The sequence below is a fragment of the Paenibacillus cymbidii genome (assembly GCF_004764705.1).
Classification (GTDB): Bacteria; Bacillota; Bacilli; order Paenibacillales; family NBRC-103111; genus Paenibacillus_AN; species Paenibacillus_AN cymbidii.
Genome location: NZ_SHLX01000011.1, coordinates 213,841 through 236,179 on the forward strand (window position 1 = coordinate 213,841; position 22,339 = coordinate 236,179).

Consider the following 22,339-nt stretch of genomic DNA (forward strand, 5'->3'; position numbering starts at 1 on the left):
GGCCGGGGCAACGCAGGGGAGAGCGATCTCCCCTTTTGCGCTGCGCGGGTGCTTTTCGTCAGCGCCTTTGGTAGAATGGAATGAACGAATGCTGCACAAGGCGCAGCAGGCGCAACGCCGCAAGGAGGATAAGCGATGAGAATCGATGGAAGACGGCCGGACGAACTGCGGCCGATGATTATAACGCCGCACTATATCAAGCATGCGGAGGGCTCCGTGCTGATCGAGGTCGGCCAAACGAAAGTCATTTGCACCGCATCGCTGGACGAGAAGGTGCCGCCGTTCATGAAAGGGCAGGGCAAAGGCTGGATTACCGCCGAATATTCGATGCTGCCGCGGGCGACGCAAGTGCGCAACCAGCGCGAATCGGTCAAAGGCAAGCTCGGCGGCCGCACGATGGAAATCCAGCGTCTGATCGGCCGCGCGCTGCGTTCGGTCGTCAATCTGGAGGCGCTCGGCGAACGGACGATTACGCTTGACTGCGACGTCATTCAAGCCGACGGCGGCACGCGCACGACGTCGATTACCGGCGCGTTTGTGGCGCTGGTGCTGGCGCTTGAGAAAACGAAGGTGAACACGTTTCCGATCACCGATTATTTGGCTTCGGTCAGCGTCGGCATTGTCGGCGGGCAGCCTTTGCTCGACTTGTGTTACGAAGAAGATTCCAAAGCCAAGGTCGATATGAACGTCGTTATGACCGGCAGCGGCAAGTTCGTTGAAGTGCAAGGCACCGGCGAGGACGCGCCGTTTGCCCGCACGGAACTCGATGCATTGCTTGCGCTTGCCGAAGGCGGCATCCTCACGATGATCGAGGCGCAGAAGCAAGTGCTCGGCGATCTGGGCAAACGGATTGGAGCGGCTGCCAGTGCTTCAAGGGTCTGATGTCGTATTGATCGCGACAAGAAACAAAGGCAAAGCGCGCGAATTCGCCGCCATGTTCGCCGAACTCGGCAAAGAAGTGCGCAGTCTCCACGATTACCCGGGTATGCCGGAGGTAGCGGAAACCGGCGAAACGTTCGCCGCCAACGCTTATTTGAAGGCAAGCGCCATTGCGCGTATTGCCGGCGTGCCGGTGCTGGCCGATGACTCCGGCTTATGCGTCGATGCGCTGGGCGGAGCGCCCGGCGTGTACTCCGCGCGTTATGCCGGCGAACATGCCGCCGACGCCGACAATAACGCCAAGCTGCTGCGCGAACTGGCGGAGATTGGCGCCGGCGACGGCACGGGGCGGCTAAGCCCGGCGCAATTCGTATGCGCGCTGGCGCTGGTTAACCCGGTCAGCGGCCGCACTGTTGCCGCCGAAGGCGAATGCGCCGGCTGGATCGTTTCCGAACCTCGCGGCGAAGGCGGCTTCGGCTACGATCCGTTGTTCTGCGTGCCGGCATACGGCAAAACGATGGCGGAGCTGCCGGCCGAAACGAAGCAGCGCATCAGCCACCGGGCGCAGGCGCTGAAGCGGTTGCTCGCCGCGCTCGCGGCTGAACGCGCCTGATCGGGCAGCGCCCTACGTGATACTGACGCGGTAGGAGCGCAGCCAGTAATCCACCTGCCACAAATATGCGAACATTTGCGGCCCCGTCATTAACTGGCCGAACCAGGGAAAGTTCGATTGCGGCGTCGTTGCGGCCGCGATTTCGCGCAGCCTTTCGGCGTTGACGAACGGCCGCAGCGGCGACGAAGGGTCGTCAAGCCGCTCCAGCAGCCGGGTTTTGACCGTTTCCGCATAATTCGGGTTGTGCGTTTTGGGGTATGGGCTCTTTTTTCGCGTCAATACGTCTTCCGGCAGCACGCCTTTGAGCGCCCGGCGGAGAATGCCCTTTTCACGGTCCCCGGCCGTTTTCATCTCCCACGGAATGTTCCATACATATTCGACGAGCCGGTGATCGCAGAACGGCACCCGCACCTCGAGACCGACCGCCATGCTCATCCGGTCCTTGCGATCCAGCAGCGTCGGCATGAACCGGGTAATGTTCAAATAGGACATTTCGCGCATGCGCCGTTCATCGGCCGTTTCGCCGTCCAAATAAGGCACTTCGTCGAGCGCTTCGAGATAGCGACGCTTGACGTAAGCTTCCGGCTGCACCCAGTCGATCGTTTCGGGGGAGAGCACCTGCAGCCGTTCCTTCAGCGCCAGCGACCAGGGGAACGTTGTCGCCCGGAGCGACTCCTCGCGGTGGAACCACGGATACCCGCCGAAAATTTCATCCGCCGCTTCGCCGGAGACGGCGACGGTCGCGCCGCGTTTGATTTCCTTGCAGAACAAGTAGAGCGAAGCGTCGACGTCGGCCATACCCGGCAAGTCGCGCGCGATCACCGCCGCCTCGAGTGCGTCCGCCAACTCGGGAGTGTCGAACGTCACGGCATGATGGATCGTGCCGAGATGTTCGGACATGCGTGCGATCCAGGGCGCGTCGGCGTTCGGCTGGAAGGCGTTCGCGCGGAAATGTTTGTCGTTGTCGACGTAGTCGACGGAGTAGGTGGGCACGGCGCCTTGCCCCGTTTCCGCGTAATAAGCGGCGGCGAGCGAGGTGAGCGCGCTGGAATCGAGTCCGCCGGAAAGCAGCGCACACACGGGAACGTCCGATACGAGCTGGCGCCGCACCGTATCCTTAAGCAGTTCGTGCACGTGACGGGCAGTGAAATCAAGCGTGTGCTGATGCGGCGCGCTGACCAGCCGCCAGTAGGCGCGCGACTGAATGCCGCTGCGGCTGACGGTCATGCAGCAGCCCGGCTTCAACTCGCTGATGCCGCGGTAGACGCCGATGCCCGGCGTGCGTGCCGGGCCGATCGCGAACAGCTCGGCGACGCCTTCCGCACTTACCTCTGCCGGGAAATCCGGGTGCGCGAGTATCGCTTTCGGCTCCGAGCCGAACAGGAACATATCGCCTCGTCTCGCATGGAACAGCGGCTTGACGCCAAGCCGGTCGCGCGCAAGGAACAGCTCCTGCGAATCGTCGTTCCAAACCGCAAAGGCGAAAATGCCGTTCAACCGTTCCAAACAAGCCCGGCCCCACTCGATATAGGCGACGAGCAGCACTTCCGTATCGCAACGCGTCAGAAACCGGTGTCCGCGCTGTTCGAGCGTGCTTCGCAGCTCGGGGGCATTGTACAGCTCGCCGTTGTACACGAGCGAAAAAACCGTATCCCCGCGTTTGCGCACCATCGGCTGCGCGCCGTTATCGGGGTCGATGACGCACAGCCTGCGATGGCCGAGCGCGCAATGGCGCGAGATCCACGTGCCCGAAGCGTCCGGCCCGCGCGCCGCCATTGTCTCCGTCATCGTTTCGACGACTCCGGCATGTCTTGTCAAATCGTTGTTCCAGTCCAACCAGCCGGTGATTCCGCACATGGGGAATTCCTCCTGTTCGATAACGATACTAACGACTATATGCCGAATTCGCGCGCATCATGTCTGTCCGGCCGGCATGCGCCGCACCCGCAACTTTGCCGGGCGGACAAAGTATATTTAGAAGTGGAGAATTTCCGATCGAATTCGACAAAAGGATGGTTGCGGCATGGTCAAAAGACTGCTAACGTTCGTTTTCTGCACGCTGCTTGCGGCAACGGCGATTGTGCCTGCCGGCGCGAGCGCCGAGGTTGCGAACGTCCCCGTATTCATCGACGGCAAAAAAATAGCGTTCGAAGTGGAGCCGCAGTTAATCAACGGCTACACGATGGTGCCGCTGCGCCAGATTTTCAAAACGCTCGGTGCCAGCATTACTTGGGACGGCCCGAATATGACGGTGATCGCCAAGAAAAAAGATATTTTGATCACCTACACGATCGGTTCGTACACCGCCGACCGCAACGGGGAGAAGATCAAGCTCGAGGAGCCCGGTCAAATCGTGGACGGCAGCACGATGATTCCGGCGCGTTTCGTCAGCGAAGCGCTGGGTGCTACGGTCGGCTGGGAAGGCGTTTCCCGGACCGTGCACATTTCGTCCAAACCGATGACGGAAGTCGAGGTGCTTGGCTTCGACGGGGAAGCGTTCGATATTCGCCAAGGCAGCAAATTGGACAAGCTGAAGTTTGCCGCGATCAGCGTCCCGTTTCCGGGCGGGCAGAACGATTTGCTGCTCAAGCAAATATTGGCCGATCTGCAGGAGAATCGCGTGTACGTCGAGGTGGATACGAAGGAACGCGATGCGGCGGGCCATCTGCTCGGTTATGTTTATATGAAAGACGGATCGTCGTACAACGCCAAGCTGCTGGTCGACGGCGACGCGCAGATGGATTCGGATTCCCCCAATGTGCGCTGGTTCGATCTGTTCAAACGGCTGCAGACGGACGCCAAAAATGCGGCGCGAGGCATGTGGCAATAGGGACGGGATAGCAGCTTGTTTTTGCCTGGGGAGGACAGGGGAACAGGCAGCAAGGCGCGGATTCGGATATTCATAATGGAGTGGGATTTCGCGCTTGCGAAAGGAGAGTGGCGCTTCATGGAATCCGGTTCGCGTCAAGTAGCCAGCAAATGGCTGAAGCAAGCCGTCATTTCCCGCAACAGCATGGTGGCCGGCCATATTCCGGCAACGGTCCGGTATTCGCCGGCGGCGCTCGGGCGCATGCTGAGAAGCTATGGCAGCGTCGTGGCCAAACCGATTGTCGGCACCGGCGGCGCGGGCGTCATCTTCATCGGCTATTCCGGCGGATCGTACGTTTGCCGGCGCGGCACGGTCACGACGCATTACGCCAGCTTGCCGCCGCTCGTGCGCCGCATCGATGCGATTCGCCGCGGCCGCGGCTACATGCTGCAGCGCCGCATTCAGCTGGCGCAAATCGGCGGCCGGCCGATCGATTATCGCATCAAGACGGTGCGCCGCGGCAATGGCTGGGCCGTCACCGCCATGGTCGGCCGGCTGGCGCGGCCGGGGCTGATGGTGACGAATCTGTGCCAGGGCGGCACGCAGCTGTCGTTCGCCCAAGGCGTGCGCAGGTCGCTGCCGGGCCAGGCCGTTCGCATCAAGCGGCGGCAGTGCCTCGATTTGACCGGCGCGTCGCGCCACCAACTGGAGCTGGCCTTCCCCGGCATCGACCAACTCGGTTTCGACATCGGGCTCGACCGTTCAGGCCGGCCGTGGATTCTGGAAGTGAACACGAAACCGAAATGACCCGGCTGAAAAAATGGCTGTTTCGTCCCGCCGCGGACGAGGCAGCCGTTTTTTTGACCGATCGGATGTCGCACTGCTGAACGACAGGTAACGAAAATAGCCAATGAAAAATGGCTTATTTGCCCCATTTTGCCCGTTCCGTCGAAAATAGCCAATGAAAACACTGGCTATCTCAACCCAGAAGCCCCCAAATCGGCCTTTTCAAAGAAATAGCCAGTGATTTCAATGGCTATTTGGAAGTGGTAGCCCGTTTTTGACGAAATAGGCAATAAAACATGGCCTATTGTGCAAATTGGTTAGTTGGCGGAGGGAAGCATGCAGCGGTATTTGAAGGGGAGGGTTCGGCCCGACAAATCGCAACGTTTTGTGAACTCGGTGACTGACCGGTCAGTTTTTATTGAAAATGTTGCTTCGTTCCGCTATTCTCAAGTAAGAAATTGCAGACACTAGGGTGTGTCTGATACGCCCTGGCAAAAAGAGCAAAGGAGTGGTTGTGTGAAGAGCATTATCAACTTTTCGTTGAACAACAAATTCGCCATTTGGATCATGACGATGATTGTCGTCGTCGCCGGGCTTTATTCCGGCATGAACATGAAGCAAGAAACGATTCCGAACATCGAAGTGCCGATTTTGACCGTAACGACCGTTTACCCGGGAGCGGCGCCCGAATCGGTCGCCGACAAAATTTCGGTGCCGCTCGAGCAGCGCATCCGCAATTTGAACGGCGTCGATATCGTGACTTCGACTTCGTCGGAGAACGTTTCTTCAATCGTGGTGGAATACAAGTACAGCAAAAACATGGACAAGGCCGAAGACGAATTGCGTGCGGCTTTGGCCGATTTTACCGGACCCGAAGGCGCACAAGCGACACAAGTGTCCAAAATCAGCCTGAACGCGTTCCCGGTCGTTTCGCTGAGCATTTCGGGCGACAACCAGTCGCTGGAAGACATTACGCGTATCGTGAGCGACGATATCAAGCTGGCGCTCGAAGGCATCGACGGCGTCGGTACGGTTGCCGTTTCCGGGCAGCAGGTCAAGGAAGTGCAGCTCCGCTTCAAGCCGGACAAGCTCAAGCAATACAACCTGAGCGAAGAAACGGTGAAAGGAATCGTGCAAGCGTCCGCGGTGAAAGCGCCGCTTGGCCTGTTCGAGCTGGACAAATCGGAGAAAACGATCGTTGTCGACGGCAACGTGAAGACGATCGACGATTTGCGCAACCTGGCGATTCCCGCCATGCCCGCCGGAGCCGCAACCGGAGCGCCGGCAGGAGCCGGCACGCCGGAGGGCGCTGCGGCAGGAGCGGGTGCGGGCGCAGAAGCCGTAGCCGCCGCCGGCATTCCGACCGTCAAGCTGAGCGAGGTTGCCGACGTGCAGCTGGTTGCCAAGGCGGAGTCGATTTCGCGCACGAACGGCAAGCAGTCGATCGGCATCAACATCACCAAGTCGCAGGAAGCGAACACGGTGACAGTCGTCAATGCCGTCAAAGATGAGATGGAACGCGTCAAAAAGGACTACCCTGGCGTCAATGCGATCGTGATGCTCGACCAGGGCAAGCCGATCGAAGAGTCGGTAAGCACGATGCTGAACAAAGCGATGTTCGGCGCTTTGTTTGCGATCATCGTCATCCTGCTGTTCCTGCGCAATATCCGCACGACGATCATTTCGATCGTGTCGATTCCGCTTTCGCTTTTGATCGCCATTCTGCTGCTGAAGCAGTTCGACATTACGCTTAACATCATGACGCTGGGCGCCATGACCGTAGCGATCGGCCGCGTCGTCGACGACTCGATCGTCGTCATCGAGAACAACTACCGGCGCATGTCGATGCGCTCGGAACGGCTGAAAGGCAAGGAACTGATCCGCGAAGCGACGCGCGAAATGTTCCTGCCGATCATGTCGTCCACGCTTGTGACGATCGCGGTGTTCCTGCCGCTTGGCACCGTCAGCGGCCCGATCGGCCAGCTGTTCCTGCCGTTCGCGCTGACGATCGTATTTGCGCTGTTGGCCTCGCTTCTCGTGGCCATTACCGTTGTGCCAATGCTGGCGCACCAAATGTTCGGCGACGGCCTCAAAAAGAAAAAGCAGCACAGCGACGAAAAACCCGGCGCGCTCGGCCATGCATACCGCGGCGTGCTCCGCTGGACGCTGGGCCACAAGCTGCTTACGTTCGGCCTTGCCGTTATTTTGCTGGTCAGCAGCTTCTTCCTCGTCCCGGTCGTCGGCGTCAGCTTCCTGCCGGAAGAGGAAGAGAAGTATGCCATGGTTACGTACAGCCCGGCTCCCGGCCAGCTGCTGTCCGACGTGGAGCAAACGGCGCTCAAGGCGGAGAAGCTCATTCTGGAGCGTCCCGGCGTCGTCAATTTGCAATATTCCGTCGGCGGCCAAAATCCGTTCAGCCCGGGACCTTCCAAATCGGCGCTGTTCTATACGCAATACGAGAACGACACGAAAAATTTCAAGGAAGAAAAGGACAAGCTGATCGAACAGCTGAAAACGCTCGACGCGGCAGGCACGTGGGGAGAAATGGATTTCGGCGGCGGACTGGGCGGCAGCAAGCTGAGCTTGTCCGTGTACGGCGACAACATCGACGAAATCAAAGCGGCGGTGGACAAAATCCGCGGCATTGTGGCCGCCGATCCGTCGTTCGAAAAAGTCGACACGAGCTTGTCGAAAACGTACGAGCAATATACGCTCGTCGCCGATCAGCAGAAGCTGAGCAAGCTTGGCCTTACGGCAGGACAAGTTGCCATGAAGCTCAGCCCGATGCGCACGAGCCCGTCGTTGACCGAAATCCAGTCCGACGGCAAAACGTACCAGGTGCATGTCAATGTCAACCAAACGCAATATGCGACGATCGCCGATATCGAAAACGCCAAAATCGTTTCCCCGCTCGGCGTGGAAGTGGCGCTGAAAGACGTCGTAAAAGTGGAAAAAGGCACTTCGGCCAACACGATTACCCGCAAGGACAACCGGCTGTATGTCGACGTAACGGCGAACATTTTGGCCAAAGACGTAAACAAGGCATCCAACGATTTGAAAGCCAAAATCGACGAGCTTAAGCTGCCGGCCAATATTAAAGTCGACTTCGGCGGAGTCACGGAGCAATTGAACGAAACGTTCACCCAGCTCGGCCTCGCGATCGCCGCGGCAGTCGCCATTGTTTACTTGCTGCTCGTCATTACGTTCGGCGGCGGCTTGACCCCGTTCGCGATCCTGTTCTCGTTGCCGTTTACGGTGATTGGCGGTTTGCTTGGCCTGTACCTGGCCGGCGAAACGATCAGCGCGTCGGCGATGATGGGCGTGCTAATGCTGATCGGCATTGTCGTGACGAACGCCATCGTGCTGATCGACCGCGTCCGGCACAACGAAATGGCCGGCATGAACACGCGCGAAGCGTTGCTGGAAGCTGCGGGCACACGGCTTCGCCCGATTCTGATGACGGCGCTCGCGACCGTCGGCGCGCTGCTCCCGCTTGCGCTTGGTTTTGAAAGCACCAGCGGCAGCCTGATTTCCAAAGGACTGGGCGTTACCGTAATCGGCGGCTTGCTCAGCTCGACTTTGCTGACGCTCGTCATCGTGCCGATCGTCTACGAATTCCTGTCCCGCTTCCGCCGCAAGTCAAAATCGTCCCTGGACGAAAAAGCGGCAGCGTTCGAGTAGTGAAGTGAGAACGACACCATCCGGGGCGAGGAGCCTGAAGCGAAAGGAGCGGGATGCGAATGGACAGGAAGCAGCAAATTATGGAAGCGGCGGTGAGGCATTTTGCCGATAAAGGCTATCACGACACCTCCATCCAGGAAATCGTCGACTCGCTCGGCATCGCCAAAGGCTCCTTGTACGTGCATTTCAAATCGAAGGACGAGCTGCTCGTCTCCATCTGCCGTCACTATACCGATCGGCTCGCGGCGGGGATGACGGAAATTGTGGACGACGCGCAGCTGGCCCCGCGGGAGAAGCTGATCGGACTTGTGCTGCTGGTGCGCGAGCAGTTTGTCCAATTCGGCGACTTCTTCAAGCTGCTGCTGCGCGAACGGCTCGATTTGAACGAGCAGATCCGGCCGGTCATTTTCGCATTGGGCGAGTTGGTGCTGCGCGGCTATCAAACGTGCATCGCCGCTCATTACGGCGAAGAAGCCGAACCGTATACGTACGATGCCGCTGTGCTGTTCGATGCGACAATTACCGGTTATTTCAAATATATGCTGCTCGGTCAGCAAAAGCTCGATTTTGGCGTGTTGGCGGACTTTCTGGTGTCGCGGCTGGACGATATGATGCGGGGGCTGCTCGCGTCGAAGCCGCAGCCGCTGCTTGGGGAAGCGAATTTCGCCCGGTTCGAGGACTTCAGCCAATTGTTCGGCGGCGGGAAAAGACGGGACGTGTTCGACGAGCTGGCGGAGACGGGCGAATGGATCGCCCGTCTCGCCATGCCGCCCGAACAACGCGAAGAACTGGAGACCGCGCTGCACGCGCTGGTGGCGGAGTTTCGTAAGCCGGAGCCGCGCAAGGTGATCGTCAAAGGGCTGCTTGCGCTGCTGCGCGGCGCCGGCCAGGCCGAACTTGACGCAAGGGCCGAAACGATTGCCGAATATTTGCCGGGTTAGCCGAGTATTTCCGCTATCTTAACCCGGTTCGTTTTGCTCAGATCGATAAACTCTCCTTCTGCCTCGACCAGCGGACTGGCGGGGTAGTTGGCATTAATCAGCACAATGCGGCCCAATCTGCCGTCGGATAAAATGATATCGCTTCCAACTTGCGCCGACATGAGCCGGTTCAGAAACGTCATGCCGATGGAGGAATCGAAGCGGTTGCGCACGATTTCGTTGTACAGTTCGTCGATCACCTGGTAGAACGGAAGCGACAGCCGCTGCGGGCGATCCGACGTCATGGCCATATATACGTCGGCGATGGCGACGATTTTGCTGAGCGGGTCGATCTGGTCGCCGGTGAGTTGGGCCGGATAGCCGCTGCCGTCCTCGCGTTCGTGATGCTGCAGGGCGACAAGCGAGATCCGCGGATCGAGCTCCGAGTCCTTGAGCAGCGCGTAGCCGATTTCGGGATGCTTCTGCACGAGCTCGTATTCGTCCGGCTCGAATCCCGCCGTTTTGTGCAGCAGTTCGCTCGGCAGCTTCATCGAGCCGATATCGCACAAGCTGGCCGCAGTAGTCAGCAGCGAAAGCTCGGCTTCGTCCAGCTTCATCCAGCTGCCGATCATCGTGGCGATGTAGGCGACGCCGATGCTGTGCTTGAAACGGAAATCGCCTTCTTCTTTCAGCTCGGAGAAAAATTTGTAGATGCTGCGGTTTTTCGTCGCTTCGACGATCGCGGGAAGAAGCGATTGTTCGATTTCCGGCAGCGACAGGCTCCCTTTGGCGTGCAGATGCGCTTCGATTTCGTGCAGGGTGGCGTCGGTCCGCTTCACCAGTTCAATCGTTTCGGCGGATTTGGCGGAACGCGCTTTATCCGTAATGCGAGCGCGGCTGCGTTCGCGATCCGGCGACTCCACCTGAATGTCAAAGATGTCGATTTTGAATCGCTCGAGTTTCTCCACATGGCTTTCGGACAAAATCGTGTCGACAGGGAGCAGCATCATCCCGTTGGCGTTTACGACACTATGCAGCAATCGTTTGCCGACAAGCTCTCCATAGGTAGCGACTTGCATACGCAACAGCTCCTCCTTCTATGTATACGACATGATTCGAGTTTTTTCGCGTGCAACGCGAAAATAAAAAACACCCCTTTCCGGATGGAAGCAAGGATGCTCTGGCGAAGACGTCCCTATGCTTCGGCAGCCCAGCCGCCATTGGTGATTCACCGTTAGGCCCGAAGCTTTGCGTCCTTGCCTTTCGACAAGTTTGCCATTATCGTTTGTATAAGAGTGATTATAATCGAAGCGACCGATTTAATCTAGCGTTTTCCTGACGGAAGTGATACTTTGGAACTAGATTATTGTCCCTTATGTCGATTTGTCCTCTTCTTTCCGAAGCGGATCGGGCAAAGTTGTTTTCCCGAATAACGGACATTGCAATTTTTCTATAAATCTTGCTTTTGCCGCCGCAATATGCTACATTATTCCTCGTCACTTCATGCACGCGGGTGTAGTTCAATGGCAGAACGCCAGCTTCCCAAGCTTGAGGCGAGGGTTCGCTAATGAATCCCGCATAGATGCTGAATTTGTAGCGTATTTTAGCTAGTGGTCAGGGTAAAACCGGAATGTAGAACTTTAACACACTAACCTCTTGAGACACAAACCTCAAAAGGAAAGGTGTGTTTTTTGTTATGCTGATTAAATTTGCTGTGAAGGACTTCATCGAAGATAAGAAGTACAAAAATCTGTCCCTCAAGACGATTGATGGTTACATTTCCGCTCTGGACTTGTTTCAGGATTACTGTACAAGAAACGAAATCGTCAATGTTCACGATGTTTCAGCAGTAACAATAAAATCCTTCCTCATGGAATTGCAGAGCGACAAAGGAAACAATCCAACATCGCGAAACAACAAGCTCCGCATATTGAAAAACTTCTTTAACTGGCTGCTCGAAAACGAAATCATCAGCGAGAAGCAGAACATTTGTAAGAAAGTCAACTACGCTAAAGAAGAAATCATCATCCAGCCGTTTTCAGACTATCACATTGATCAGATGTTGGGCTATCTTAGGCGAATCAAGCAACGGCAACAGAGTTTCTATTCCGTCAGAGACTACACGATTATTATTTTTCTCCTTGGAACAGGTGTCAGGCTTGGGGAATTGATTAGCCTGAAATGGTCTGATGTTGAGCTTAGTAGTGGTTCAGCTACAATTATGGGCAAGAAGCGGGAATTATCGTCAGTACCACTGACTGACCGATTATGCAAGGAACTTGCGGAATACCGACTTTATTGCGAACAGTATTTTGATGAATGCAGCACGTTTGTTTTTCCAACCGATAAGAACACGCAGTTGCAGGAGGAATCCGTTAAAACCATATTCAAACGGCTTAAAGGCATTATGAACTTCAAGGACGTGCGGTTATCCTGCCATACCTTCCGTTCAACTTTTGCTGTCCGCTGCATTCAAAATGGTATGGATGCTTTCACGCTTCAAAGGCTGCTCAGACATAGTGACATTTCGATGACGAATCGGTATGTTCGTATGTTTGGAACAGCGCTCAAGACACAAAACGAAAAATTCAATCCGCTAAATGCCTTGAACTTCTAGGGGGGCGGAACAATGAGCAAACATTTGGTTTGGATTGCGATGGAGGATGACGAGACGGCGCGGCGGCTTTTGGAAGTTGCTAGAAGGCATGTAGGGCTTGCTCTTGAGCACGGGAGGGCAAATACACTACCCGAGAGACGGAAAGCCATTAGAAACGAAATTAGACAGCTTAGAATAGAACGGGACAAATTACTGTGCGAAGTTTCAGAATCTAATATTTGATTATTGAGGCGGCTTCCTAATGGAGGTCGTCTCTTTTATTTCCCGCCGACTTTGACAGCCTTAGTTATAGAACTTGTCTAATTCGGTTTCTCGAATAGCTTTAAAATTTGTTCTGACAAAGTGGGGACAAATCGAAAATATTCGTAAATATATAAGTGATGACATAATAAGGCATAATTTTGCGTCTTCAAGAAGCTTTTAGTGATATGAAATCAAATAAAAGGAGAATGTTAGATGAATGAAAACCTAGTTAAAGCAAAGGTAGTATGTGAGAAGTTCAGCATTTCCAAGCGCACGCTATGCAGATGGAAGAATGAAGGGTTACCCTCGATTAAATTATCTTACAACTTGATAAGGTATGAATTGGATTTGGTAGCGGATTGGGTAATCAAGAACAAAGCACAAGCAGAAGCAGGGGGAAAATAACCGACCACCAGAATATGTACCAGATCGGTACAAGAATTGGTCATCAATAAATACCAATAACCAAAAATTGTACCAATTTGCTATATACCGCCCACCAAAAACTGTACCGAATCAGTACATTACCCATACCCAAAATATGTACCAGATTTGTACAAAAAATGGTGGACTATAACAGATATAAATAATAACAAATATACTTAATAACAAATGTATATATATATTCTTTTGCGTGGGCAGAGGGTATTTATAGGAGGAAAACTGCTGATGGGAAATGACAATTTTATTATAATTTATAACCGTTTACTTGACCAAAATATAAAGAATAAATGCGAACAGATATACTTATATGCAATGCTAAGGGCGAGATATTTAATTTTTTGCGGTTACACAGAAACAACAATAGACCTACTTGCCCAAGGCAAGATTTTATCAAATTCAATATTGAAAAGGAAAGTAGTGAAAATCAAAAGCTTATTAGAACAATTGAGTGAACAAGGAATAATTCAACTTGAATATGAAGGTGAGTTAAGTGCACATACGCCATTAACAATTAGATTTCCTGACTTTGGCGGACATGAACAAGTAACTCCTGACATATTTGCAAAAGCTTCAAAACCTGCCGAATTTGTAGTATTGGTTACTGTGAATCGATTCGCAAAAGAACCATTTAACGGATTTGAGAAAGCTAAGGAAAAATGGGGGGATTACCTAGGATGTTCTAAGAATACTGGTATTGACATAATCAACAAGATGAAAGAAGCAGGCAAAATATATTGTGTTGAAGGTGAAAAATACAGAGATGAAAACGGGCGTTTTGGGCAATGTACACCAAAGTGGTATCCATGTCTAAATAATCAACTGTTACTTGCAGCCGGGCAAAGCAACAACCAAATTCTTACTATTGTCAGAGAAGTAGAAAAGCAAGAAACAAGCGCTTTCACTACTAACGATCTAGTAAAACAGACAGAACAACCTAAAGAGAATACTTCTGATGCTGCCCAATCTGAAATTATCGAATGGGGTAACTGGATTAAGCCACTTAATATTTTCATCGACAAATCTGACATTGAATTGTATGTCAAACAAATACACATTCTAGAATTTAAGTCTGTCGCTGATAAGAAGCTTGCCAGTATTCCGGAGAAGGTGAGGTATTACATACAAAAGCAAATTAATGAACTGGTAAGCGTTAAACAGAGAGAGAACAACAAGAACGCTATCATTATTGATGGTAAAGAAATATCGGTCAATGCAAGTAATATTGAAGACATCAGACCGTATCTCATTGATAATTTTAATACTGGCTACGGCGCAGGTGTAGAAGTGATTTACTACAGTCGAACAGACAAAAAGAAACAAAGGATACTTCTTAAAAGAATGGCTGTTAGTAATACATGGGAATGCTCGCTTACAGATGAAATTGTTAAAAATACAGTTGATATATATATCGGTATTATCAAGAAAAATGAAGAACTGGATACGAACAACTTCATTGAATCTAGGAAATACATCCAAGATAAATTCAGAATTGCTTGATGACGCGACAAAACATCCCCGTCAGAATTGGCGGGGATTACACTAACGACATAAAGTAATCTCCGGTATTCGCGGCTGGAAATGCCACACGTCAAGCAAAGAAGCTTGCGAATATTAAAGGAGAGATTAACAATGAATGAAATTAACGAAGATGAAGTTTGGAAAGCAGTTGTTGGATACGAAGGGTATTATGAAGTAAGTAGCAACGGCAGGGTTAGAAGCCTTGACAGGGTTATCAAACGAGTACAAGCGGGGAAAGTTGTTGCAGTACCATTAAAGGGCAAAATGTTGTCCTTGCGTGAAGATAAAGATGGATACTTAACCGTTAATTTTTCCAATGGAGGTATAAAAACAACAAATAATCGTGTCCATAGGCTAGTTGCACTAGCATTCATACCGAATCCCGATAATAAGTCTGAAGTGAATCACATTAATGGTAAGAAGAACGACAACAAAGTTGTCAACCTATGTTGGTCAACAAGTTACGAGAACATTACTCACTCATGGGATAAAGGCTTAAGAAGAACTAAGTTAACCCTAGATGATGTACTTTACATATACGAATTTTACAAACCACACAGCAAAGAGTTCAATCAACATGCATTAGCTAAGAAGTTCGACATACATCCGAGATTTGTAAGGAAGATTTCAAAAGGACAAATTGATTTAAATAAGTATATTCAATGTCTTTGAGATGTCCTGAGTAATTTTAGGTTCAAGAAATACCGCGGCGAGGAAATCAAATATTAGACTCGTAGCTTCATCGAATGGCTGTAAAATGAGCCTAGCTATCGAAATGAGTTAGGCTTAATTTTTTATTTATCATTTATAACAAGGTCAATGATAGCTAAAATCTTTTGTTGTTCTTTCAAGTTCCGCCCGTGTAGTCGGTTAATAATTTCAGTTAATACTTCGTTACTTCGACTTTGACGATTAGATTGGATGTTTTTGAATAGTTGTTCAAGTGTTATCTCTAAAGCTCCGGTTATCTTAAGCAAGCTGTCAATTGTCACGTTTCTTTCCCCGCGCTCAACTTTTCCTACATAACTTTCATTTACGTTAGCCTTTTCGGCTAATTGTTGTTGTGTCCATTTTCGTTCTTTCCGGTAGTTCCTAATTCGTTCACCTACGGCATTTAGAACGTCCATTATTATCACCCAAGAAAAGGGTAGGTTAATTTGCTTAGTTATATAAAGTGACAATAAGGACAAATTTAATAATATAGTCACAATAAGGATTATTCTGTTATAATCTTTCTTGATACAAAAACTTTGGGGGGAAATGGGATGAAAGCAAGGCTATTTATACTTGGTTTACTATTGGGAATAGTTCTCATGGGATGTACTAACACTAATAGTAGTAGTATCACTAACAGTAAATCCGTTTCGGTTGCAATGGTGGAGGACGCTGTTATGCCCAGCACAACGATCTATATTACTCACGTTGAATCTAATAATAAGTATGGCAAGATTCTATCCAGTAACGGTACAAAATTTCTGATTGCGAGTTTATTCGCAAAGAATACAAGTAGTGAATCTATATCTATTGATGCAAGTAACTTTAAGCTAACAGATGGAAAAAATACATACGAGCCAATTACTCAAAACTTATCTAACTACTATGAAGCCATAAACAACACACAGTATGGGCCGAAGATTGAGAAGTTCGGCGTTGTACTGTTTGAGCTTCCAGAATCAATTAGCGCAAAAAATGACACTCTGCCGGGGTGGAAATTGCTTTATGAGAATGACAATGAGAAAGCAACGTTTGATTTAAGCGAACGAAAAGGTAAGTTATTATCTGATGGAAAATAGACAAAACAGCAATTCTAATATTCGATCAACATCCAGCCGTCTAGTACGGCTTTTTATATTTCCTCTGACAATTTGAATGATGCTTCCAATGTATCTAGGCGCATTATTTTGGAAGGTTTTAGAAGCTTATTATATATGGAATCAGAATACCCGCCTTACATTTTCTAGTTCCTGCACGTGGGGGCGCGGCTTCCTCCGGCACACCCATTCAATATAGATCGGGATTTGCTGCTTATACCGCTATTCCATTACCTCCTAGATAGCGACAAACGGCAGATTCCTGATCGTAAATTTATAACCCAATAAGGAGAATTAATAAATGACAGAAGAATACAAAATCGCATACGGAGCAAATATCGAAAGCATCAGGGCTAGGAGTCTACATCATTCGCTTGCAATCGCTTCAAATAATGGTGACCCGGAGAAAATCAAGGAGATAATTGCGGCATTGTTCATTAACAATGTCGAAGAAGCGAAAAGAGATACTCCAGTTAAAAAAACGGAAACTTCAAAGGATGCAGGGCCAGAGCCATTTAAGCCGTCAAATCAACCGGCTAAAAAGCCGTTGCAAGTTTCATTAACCAAAAAGACTGTCGTGAAGCCTACAATACAACCGAAAAAGCCGAATAACATAGCGGCGGCTAATGCGAATAGCAAACCTAAGTCAATGCCAGAACCGTTTAAACACTTGAAGTATGCAAAATCGGTCAACAGACCAAATAGAAAACCATTTGAACATATACAAGGGAGCAAATAAATGAACAAAGTTGATATTATCAATGGATACAGCTATCAAGGATATACAATTTATAAGGTGAAGCCCGCCGGATATATTAACTTCGGGAGACGAGCAGACTTTTTCGCCTTTGATTATGAAAATCTTGCAGATAACTGGTGCATTAGCAAACAGTTATTAGATACTCTTGCTTCTTATGATCTGAAATTCGGTCAGGGTATGCATGAGCATATCAAGGAAACCAAGTCGGGGCCGGAAAGAATAACACTAATCTCTACTGACGTTGTACCGGACTTACTCTTGAAGTTACGCGATTCAGGAAAGGCAGAAGTTCTTGACATTGCAGGAGAACTCCAAGTAATCAATAAAATGATTCATGTTGTAGTTGATCTGTAAAGAAGGTGTGGACAATTGATAAAAAACAATCTAACATTAGACCATTTTTCCAATAAGTTGCTAAAGTTAATGGCTATTGAGCGCAATGAATCCCGTTCTGCTGTAGTTCGTGAATTAATCAGAGAAAAGGCATTCGCTAATGAAGGTACTATAAGAGAATATGCAGAATTAATTATGAAGGACTTGGGATAACCGAAGTCCTTTTTAACTAATTCCGAACCGATGGATAAACGACATATATGTTTTCGTTCAGGCTTGTGCAAGAGAAAAACCAACAATATTGATAATGATAATCGATATCACCATTCGACATATCGTAAAGGCACAAATACATTTATTTGTGTGCTAATACCCATCAAGATGATCTTAATTCAATCAAAAGATGCAAAAAACCCAAGGGTGCTTCCCTTGGGCTTCGACCGGTGCTTCCGGATTTGATAATGTAATAATATAGGAGATTTCATTGAATGTCAATAAGTTTATTATGCTACCTGTGGTATGGGTTTCTGTCAATAATTGCAGCTTGAATTTTTTCTTTAAGGAATTTTTTTAGATCACCTTTATCTTCAAACATTGAAATTATTTCTTGAAGGTCACACAAGACGATTACAACTTTATCTAAAGCTTGTTTACAAGTGGTGATAACGGGGTCAGTGAATCCACTTACAGAAATAAATAAACCTCTTGCTTGTCCGCGTGTAAATATTCTAACCAAATGTTTGCCAATTTCATCAGGCCCAACTGCTTGCCCCCACCATTTCATTTCAACAAGATAATAATCGCCGTCTAATTCAATTACTCCGTCAATTTGTTCAACGATACCCTCTTTGCTGTCCCCTGTAAGAGTAAATGATTCTTTAACAAGTATACCGAATGAATTAAATAGTCTATTTAAAACATCTTCAAATAATTTACCTCTTTTATGAGGGTCTTTCATAAAAAAGAGTGTACTTATCTCGTCTTTAAATAATTCCTTTGCACGAGCTAATTTTTGTGATTCTTCAATTCTTTTTAAATATTCTTCCCTGTTCTTCAGTTCTACTTTTTCTTTCTCTTGTTTCATGCGGGTAAAAGAATCTTTTACGTTAACGATTTGCCTTACTTCATGTACAAGACCTTTTGCTTTTAAACGATCTGAATCCCAACAGGCCTCAAAACTTTCAAATTCAATAACTCTCTTTAGCACTTCACGCCTTTCCCGAAGAGTGACTTCTCCTAATTCGTTTAATCTACTTAAGACATTGCGGACAATCTCATATTTATTTATGGATTCCCGGTTGAACTGTACTGCATTTGCCATATCTCTTAGGATTGATTCACTTACTCCTGCACCTCTAAAGAAAACAATTATGTCTTTTTTTGATCGATTCAATATTGGAATCGTATCAACTAACAAATTCAGTAGCTCTGGCGGATAATGATAAATTATATTCATGGTCACACCCTAGTATAATAATATTTTGAAATTCTAGTTCTTTTTTACTAGAAACATCTGTAAAAAATAGTTCATTTCAATTATACTATTGTCTGAAACTATATCCAATGTTACCATATTTTTTTACTTGGAGGGACAAAAATGTCGGAACAAGATAAAGTTAAATCTGGATACTGGTCGATTGCAACACAGAAACATCTAAAAGCGTTCACAACAGACAGTTCAAACTTAGATGAATTTGACAGATTAAATACTGCTGGAAAAGCCGGAAGATTGTTAGGTGTTATCAGAGGTAACAAAGAAATAGATAATATTAAGAAATTAGAGAAAATGGCCAACTCTGTAAACATATCACCGAGGGAGCTTCACAAGATCGTGCTTCCAATGCTTGAAGAAGCGTCTGAAAGCCAAGTTGAACTAATAAGAAGTAACACTGGGGATATAACTGGAGTTGCAGAATATGTATTTACTAACCATGAAGTATTAGGTATTACTGGGCAGGTTTTTGAAATATCTAATCCGTCAACAATAGAAAGAGTTACTGTAGAAACAATGGATGCTACAAAAAAGATTCCATACCTACAAAGTGAGCTTGTTCAATTGCTAGAAAATCAAGGGTATAATGAAAATGATGTGAATTTGGCTTTTACATTACAAACTCAATTTAAACTTATCCAAATGTTAAACAAAACGAAAAGTCATGAAGCGATCATAAGTAATGAATATGTGTGGGGGCCAAACCATAAAAAAATAGCCATGGCAATATCGAGCTTAGACTTTGGGAGAAAGCAGAGTTTAAAAGAAGTGATCGAGATTATTCAAAAAGCTCAAGGACACCCCCTTGAGAAGTTACCTCCAATTGACAATGATTTACTAACAATTGCAAAAAAGACTGGAATGATAAACCCAATTACCATCTTGTCCAGCAGAGGAATACAGAAAGATTTTGGTTTCAGTTCCGACCTAATTAGCTCGGCGGGGTATGATGATGATATTCTTGATGATGTAAAACTTTTGCTTGCTTCAATTAGATTCGGAGAAAATTACACCCTATACTCGACGATAGATCAAACAGAAAAGTTCCTTAGCTACCTTATCCGAAACGGGAAGATTGGCCCACATCCCGCAAATGAAACGGACTATACATTATTGGAAAAAAAGGGAATTGTTAAAGTGACACACGGTTCCCGTTATAATTACTACCGTAATAGAACAGAAAGTGGCTATTTCTTAGAACTTATTCGTAAAGACGTAGCAGAAGCAGCATTGAATATAATTAAAAGTCCAGATTACCGGATTGATAACGAAAGAGATGTTACGGATTATACAACAGTATCAGATACAGGTTCATTTATTACTGCTGAAGAAACAAGAATAAAGCTAGGGGAGTCACCCGAACACTTGAAAGAGGCAGAAGAACATTTTAACAGAGTATTGAGAGGCGAACTTTTATAAAAGGATGGGGGCTTTTACATGGAGGAAAAGAAAAATGAATCGGAAGAAAGAGAAGTTGATGTTAATCCATCAAACGTTGATAGTGAAAGTAAAAAAGAACAGATGGATACCATTGTATCCGATCACCTAATTCCACCATTGGTAGTGCCAGAAATTCCAATAGCGAAAATGCCTGCGGAAATAAATGATTCTCAGAACGTTCAGATAGATAACTATTCGTCAGACTCAATTGGAAGCGAAGCTAGTAGAATAAAACCAACGACATATGACTCAAAGCTTCCGTTACCTAGAGAGCAAAGCGGGTCTAGCAGAAGACAAACACTAAATAAACAGGTTGAGTTATTTGAGGACGATAAATTTGGCCGCGCTACATCAAGAGACAGTAAAAGTAGAACTTCACGAATCGCTGATGGTGATTTACTAGAGTACAGAATGAAACGGCTAATATTCTATATGGGCTACTACCCAAAGATTGGAGTTTTGTTAAAGACGTCACAGGATGAATCAGCAGATGTAATTACCGATTTAGATGTGTTCGGGACTTACATCCATAAAGACTTCTCAAGTAAAACAGTTTGGGCAGATTGCAAATCTGGACAAGCTCGCCCTCATGATAGGATAACATGGATTAAAGGTGTTATGACTTCGATTCAAGCCAATGATGTAATATTTGTTAAGAGCGGGGTAAGACAAACAACAAAGCAGTATGCTCGGAGAGCAGGAATACAGATACTCGATACCAGAATAATAGACAAATTGGAACATGACTATGGAATAAGATCAACTGACTGGCGAGGTTCTTGGAATTATCACGTTCAACTAAATAAAAAAAATATTTTTTCGAGAATCAGCGTTCCAACAAATGAGGTATATAAAAAGATAAGCACTTTTATTAGTAGTGATTATTGGGTTTTAGATAATTTTTCAAGGGCTAAGAAGACAATTACAGCACTACGAGACTTGTCTTCATATTCAACGTTGGCTTTTGAAGAAGAACAACAAAAAGCCATTAGATGGGCGGTATATGAGTTAATTTGTTTATTTACAATGTCCATTCTAAATATAACTAAAGAAATATATTATTTTTCTGACGAAGAAAAACGTGAGACAATTTATGAGGGGTTGATTTCAAGTGAAATTCCACTCAAGAAAAGAACTGAAATTGTCGATGCATCGTTTAAAATTGCATACAATTTAGTAAAACAACAATTCCCTGAATTTAATCCACCAGCCAACAAACAAAGCGTTAATTTAACCCCGCCGAGTTATTTTGAGGCTTTTAATGATCTGCTTTCAAGAATTATTAACAGCCCACATGACTACTATGATATTTTAAGATTTCTCGATTTTGTTCTCTCTGAATATGATCTACAGGGTAAAAAAGTCGATGAAAAGGAATTAAATCAAATGTTCACTAATACCAGAGGGAATACTCATAGTGCAAAAACAATATTACATTTTATTCATCAGGTTACAGGGATGCCTAGAGAAATATTCTGCTTATTGAATTGATGGAGATGTTCTTCCATCAATTTTTTTGCAGCCAGTTTAATAACTACAAAAGACAATTACATAAAAATGCCCCCCGATTTTTTCCGGGAAGCCCTTTTTATAGCATTATCGGAAGTTAAATTTCAAGTTTTTGATACCCCTCTCCCTTTGAAAAACGCTTTAGTTGAGTGAAGTGCCCCTTGAAAAGTCGAGGTTTTGTATGTGGTGCTGCCTCTTATAGATTATTGATGCCTTTCGGCTGCTCCGATGAAAACCCGCCTACCCCCTCTAGGCTCAATTGTGGAAGGCTAAAAGAAAGGGCAGACAATATTAAAGCATAATTTGTTTTTGGCAGCGGAAAAGAAAAAAGTAATCCGTTAATTCAAAGCCTAGACCACAAGCTTATTTTGTATTTAGACCACTAGACAAACTGAATTGAACACTATATTATTGGAACCGGAATACTCAAGTAGTTAGTGTGTATTGTTCAAAAATCCAGTGATAAACCTTGATTTTCCCTAGT

Annotated in this window: 19 protein-coding genes and 1 riboswitch; of the genes, 15 read left to right on the forward strand and 4 right to left on the reverse strand. The window is 47.7% G+C overall.

The features are described from left to right. The first annotated feature begins 135 nt into the window (after positions 1-135). Entirely contained in the window at positions 136-882 is a 747-nt protein-coding gene (gene rph / locus EXY20_RS17255; RefSeq protein WP_135553330.1) for a ribonuclease PH, read from the forward strand. Continuing rightward, positions 866-1,492 carry an XTP/dITP diphosphatase gene (locus EXY20_RS17260; protein ID WP_135553331.1) on the forward strand — a complete coding sequence of 209 codons (627 nt, stop codon included), beginning with the start codon at positions 866-868 and terminating at the stop codon, positions 1,490-1,492. The genes rph and EXY20_RS17260 overlap by 17 nt, the downstream gene beginning before the upstream one ends. Before the next feature lie 12 nt (positions 1,493-1,504). Here EXY20_RS17260 and asnB read toward each other — a convergent pair whose 3' ends face one another. After that, positions 1,505-3,349 (reverse strand): asparagine synthase (glutamine-hydrolyzing), encoded by a 1,845-nt coding sequence (asnB, locus tag EXY20_RS17265; protein WP_135553332.1) that lies wholly within the window; start codon positions 3,347-3,349, stop codon positions 1,505-1,507. A gap of 166 nt (positions 3,350-3,515) precedes the next feature. Between asnB and EXY20_RS17270 the strand changes: the two genes are divergently transcribed. From EXY20_RS17270 to EXY20_RS17285, 4 genes are all read left to right on the forward strand, one after another. After that, complete coding sequence (locus EXY20_RS17270) at positions 3,516-4,322, forward strand: stalk domain-containing protein (protein WP_135553333.1); 807 nt, start codon at positions 3,516-3,518, stop codon at positions 4,320-4,322. A gap of 117 nt (positions 4,323-4,439) precedes the next feature. Beyond that, positions 4,440-5,108 carry a YheC/YheD family protein gene (locus tag EXY20_RS17275; protein ID WP_135553334.1) on the forward strand — a complete coding sequence of 223 codons (669 nt, stop codon included), beginning with the start codon at positions 4,440-4,442 and terminating at the stop codon, positions 5,106-5,108. A 495-nt stretch (positions 5,109-5,603) separates the two neighbouring features. Further along, positions 5,604-8,768, forward strand: a complete 3,165-nt coding sequence (locus EXY20_RS17280; RefSeq protein WP_135553335.1) for an efflux RND transporter permease subunit — start codon at positions 5,604-5,606, stop codon at positions 8,766-8,768. Between the two features lie 59 nt (positions 8,769-8,827). Beyond that, the gene (locus EXY20_RS17285; RefSeq protein ID WP_167859310.1) at positions 8,828-9,709 is read left to right on the forward strand and encodes a TetR/AcrR family transcriptional regulator; all 882 of its coding nucleotides are present in this window, start codon (positions 8,828-8,830) and stop codon (positions 9,707-9,709) included. On the opposite strand, the gene EXY20_RS17290 is transcribed toward EXY20_RS17285, so the two are convergent. Then, positions 9,706-10,767 (reverse strand): HD-GYP domain-containing protein, encoded by a 1,062-nt coding sequence (locus EXY20_RS17290; RefSeq protein ID WP_135553337.1) that lies wholly within the window; start codon positions 10,765-10,767, stop codon positions 9,706-9,708. The two genes, EXY20_RS17285 and EXY20_RS17290, sit on opposite strands and share 4 nt — an antisense overlap. A 122-nt stretch (positions 10,768-10,889) precedes the next feature. Continuing rightward, positions 10,890-10,975, reverse strand: a riboswitch (cyclic di-GMP riboswitch). A 409-nt stretch (positions 10,976-11,384) separates the two neighbouring features. Here EXY20_RS17290 and EXY20_RS17295 point away from each other — a divergent pair. From EXY20_RS17295 to EXY20_RS17305, 4 genes are all read left to right on the forward strand, one after another. Continuing rightward, on the forward strand, positions 11,385-12,305 hold the full coding sequence (locus tag EXY20_RS17295) for a tyrosine-type recombinase/integrase (RefSeq protein ID WP_135553338.1): 921 nt from the start codon (positions 11,385-11,387) through the stop codon (positions 12,303-12,305). A 456-nt stretch (positions 12,306-12,761) separates the two neighbouring features. After that, positions 12,762-12,953, forward strand: coding sequence for a helix-turn-helix transcriptional regulator (locus EXY20_RS39035; RefSeq protein WP_167859311.1), 192 nt, complete (start codon positions 12,762-12,764; stop codon positions 12,951-12,953). A gap of 264 nt (positions 12,954-13,217) precedes the next feature. Beyond that, entirely contained in the window at positions 13,218-14,489 is a 1,272-nt protein-coding gene (locus EXY20_RS17300) for a hypothetical protein (RefSeq protein ID WP_135553339.1), read from the forward strand. Positions 14,490-14,621: 132 nt separating this feature from the next. After that, complete coding sequence (locus EXY20_RS17305; RefSeq protein ID WP_167859312.1) at positions 14,622-15,182, forward strand: NUMOD4 domain-containing protein; 561 nt, start codon at positions 14,622-14,624, stop codon at positions 15,180-15,182. Between the two features lie 122 nt (positions 15,183-15,304). Here EXY20_RS17305 and EXY20_RS17310 read toward each other — a convergent pair whose 3' ends face one another. Continuing rightward, positions 15,305-15,637 (reverse strand): helix-turn-helix domain-containing protein, encoded by a 333-nt coding sequence (locus EXY20_RS17310; protein WP_135553341.1) that lies wholly within the window; start codon positions 15,635-15,637, stop codon positions 15,305-15,307. Between the two features lie 138 nt (positions 15,638-15,775). Between EXY20_RS17310 and EXY20_RS17315 the strand changes: the two genes are divergently transcribed. The 3 genes from EXY20_RS17315 to EXY20_RS17325 all read left to right on the forward strand — a co-directional run bounded on the left by EXY20_RS17315 (position 15,776) and on the right by EXY20_RS17325 (position 17,435). Continuing rightward, positions 15,776-16,303, forward strand: a complete 528-nt coding sequence (locus EXY20_RS17315) for a DUF4352 domain-containing protein (protein ID WP_135553342.1) — start codon at positions 15,776-15,778, stop codon at positions 16,301-16,303. 319 nt (positions 16,304-16,622) lie between these two features. After that, positions 16,623-17,060 (forward strand): hypothetical protein, encoded by a 438-nt coding sequence (locus EXY20_RS17320; RefSeq protein ID WP_135553343.1) that lies wholly within the window; start codon positions 16,623-16,625, stop codon positions 17,058-17,060. Further along, complete coding sequence (locus EXY20_RS17325) at positions 17,061-17,435, forward strand: hypothetical protein (protein WP_135553344.1); 375 nt, start codon at positions 17,061-17,063, stop codon at positions 17,433-17,435. A 487-nt stretch (positions 17,436-17,922) separates the two neighbouring features. On the opposite strand, the gene EXY20_RS17330 is transcribed toward EXY20_RS17325, so the two are convergent. Further along, positions 17,923-18,870, reverse strand: a complete 948-nt coding sequence (locus EXY20_RS17330; protein ID WP_135553345.1) for a restriction endonuclease — start codon at positions 18,868-18,870, stop codon at positions 17,923-17,925. A 141-nt stretch (positions 18,871-19,011) separates the two neighbouring features. Between EXY20_RS17330 and EXY20_RS17335 the strand changes: the two genes are divergently transcribed. Next, positions 19,012-20,325, forward strand: coding sequence for a hypothetical protein (locus tag EXY20_RS17335; protein ID WP_135553346.1), 1,314 nt, complete (start codon positions 19,012-19,014; stop codon positions 20,323-20,325). A gap of 18 nt (positions 20,326-20,343) precedes the next feature. Next, positions 20,344-21,837 (forward strand): hypothetical protein, encoded by a 1,494-nt coding sequence (locus EXY20_RS17340; RefSeq protein ID WP_135553347.1) that lies wholly within the window; start codon positions 20,344-20,346, stop codon positions 21,835-21,837. The last annotated feature ends 502 nt before the right edge of the window (positions 21,838-22,339 follow it).

Excerpts from the sequence above, each read along its gene's own strand:
- rph (WP_135553330.1), top strand. The coding sequence starts at position 136 with ATGAGAATCGATGGAAGACGGCCGGACGAACTGCGGCCGATGATTATA.
- asnB (WP_135553332.1), bottom strand. The coding sequence starts at position 3,349 with ATGTGCGGAATCACCGGCTGGTTGGACTGGAACAACGATTTGACAAGA.
- EXY20_RS17270 (WP_135553333.1), top strand. The coding sequence starts at position 3,516 with ATGGTCAAAAGACTGCTAACGTTCGTTTTCTGCACGCTGCTTGCGGCA.
- EXY20_RS17275 (WP_135553334.1), top strand. The coding sequence starts at position 4,440 with ATGGAATCCGGTTCGCGTCAAGTAGCCAGCAAATGGCTGAAGCAAGCC.
- EXY20_RS17285 (WP_167859310.1), top strand. The coding sequence starts at position 8,828 with ATGGACAGGAAGCAGCAAATTATGGAAGCGGCGGTGAGGCATTTTGCC.
- EXY20_RS17290 (WP_135553337.1), bottom strand. The coding sequence starts at position 10,767 with ATGCAAGTCGCTACCTATGGAGAGCTTGTCGGCAAACGATTGCTGCAT.
- EXY20_RS17295 (WP_135553338.1), top strand. The coding sequence starts at position 11,385 with ATGCTGATTAAATTTGCTGTGAAGGACTTCATCGAAGATAAGAAGTAC.
- EXY20_RS39035 (WP_167859311.1), top strand. The coding sequence starts at position 12,762 with ATGAATGAAAACCTAGTTAAAGCAAAGGTAGTATGTGAGAAGTTCAGC.
- EXY20_RS17300 (WP_135553339.1), top strand. The coding sequence starts at position 13,218 with ATGGGAAATGACAATTTTATTATAATTTATAACCGTTTACTTGACCAA.
- EXY20_RS17305 (WP_167859312.1), top strand. The coding sequence starts at position 14,622 with ATGAATGAAATTAACGAAGATGAAGTTTGGAAAGCAGTTGTTGGATAC.
- EXY20_RS17310 (WP_135553341.1), bottom strand. The coding sequence starts at position 15,637 with ATGGACGTTCTAAATGCCGTAGGTGAACGAATTAGGAACTACCGGAAA.
- EXY20_RS17315 (WP_135553342.1), top strand. The coding sequence starts at position 15,776 with ATGAAAGCAAGGCTATTTATACTTGGTTTACTATTGGGAATAGTTCTC.
- EXY20_RS17320 (WP_135553343.1), top strand. The coding sequence starts at position 16,623 with ATGACAGAAGAATACAAAATCGCATACGGAGCAAATATCGAAAGCATC.
- EXY20_RS17325 (WP_135553344.1), top strand. The coding sequence starts at position 17,061 with ATGAACAAAGTTGATATTATCAATGGATACAGCTATCAAGGATATACA.
- EXY20_RS17330 (WP_135553345.1), bottom strand. The coding sequence starts at position 18,870 with ATGAATATAATTTATCATTATCCGCCAGAGCTACTGAATTTGTTAGTT.
- EXY20_RS17335 (WP_135553346.1), top strand. The coding sequence starts at position 19,012 with ATGTCGGAACAAGATAAAGTTAAATCTGGATACTGGTCGATTGCAACA.
- EXY20_RS17340 (WP_135553347.1), top strand. The coding sequence starts at position 20,344 with ATGGAGGAAAAGAAAAATGAATCGGAAGAAAGAGAAGTTGATGTTAAT.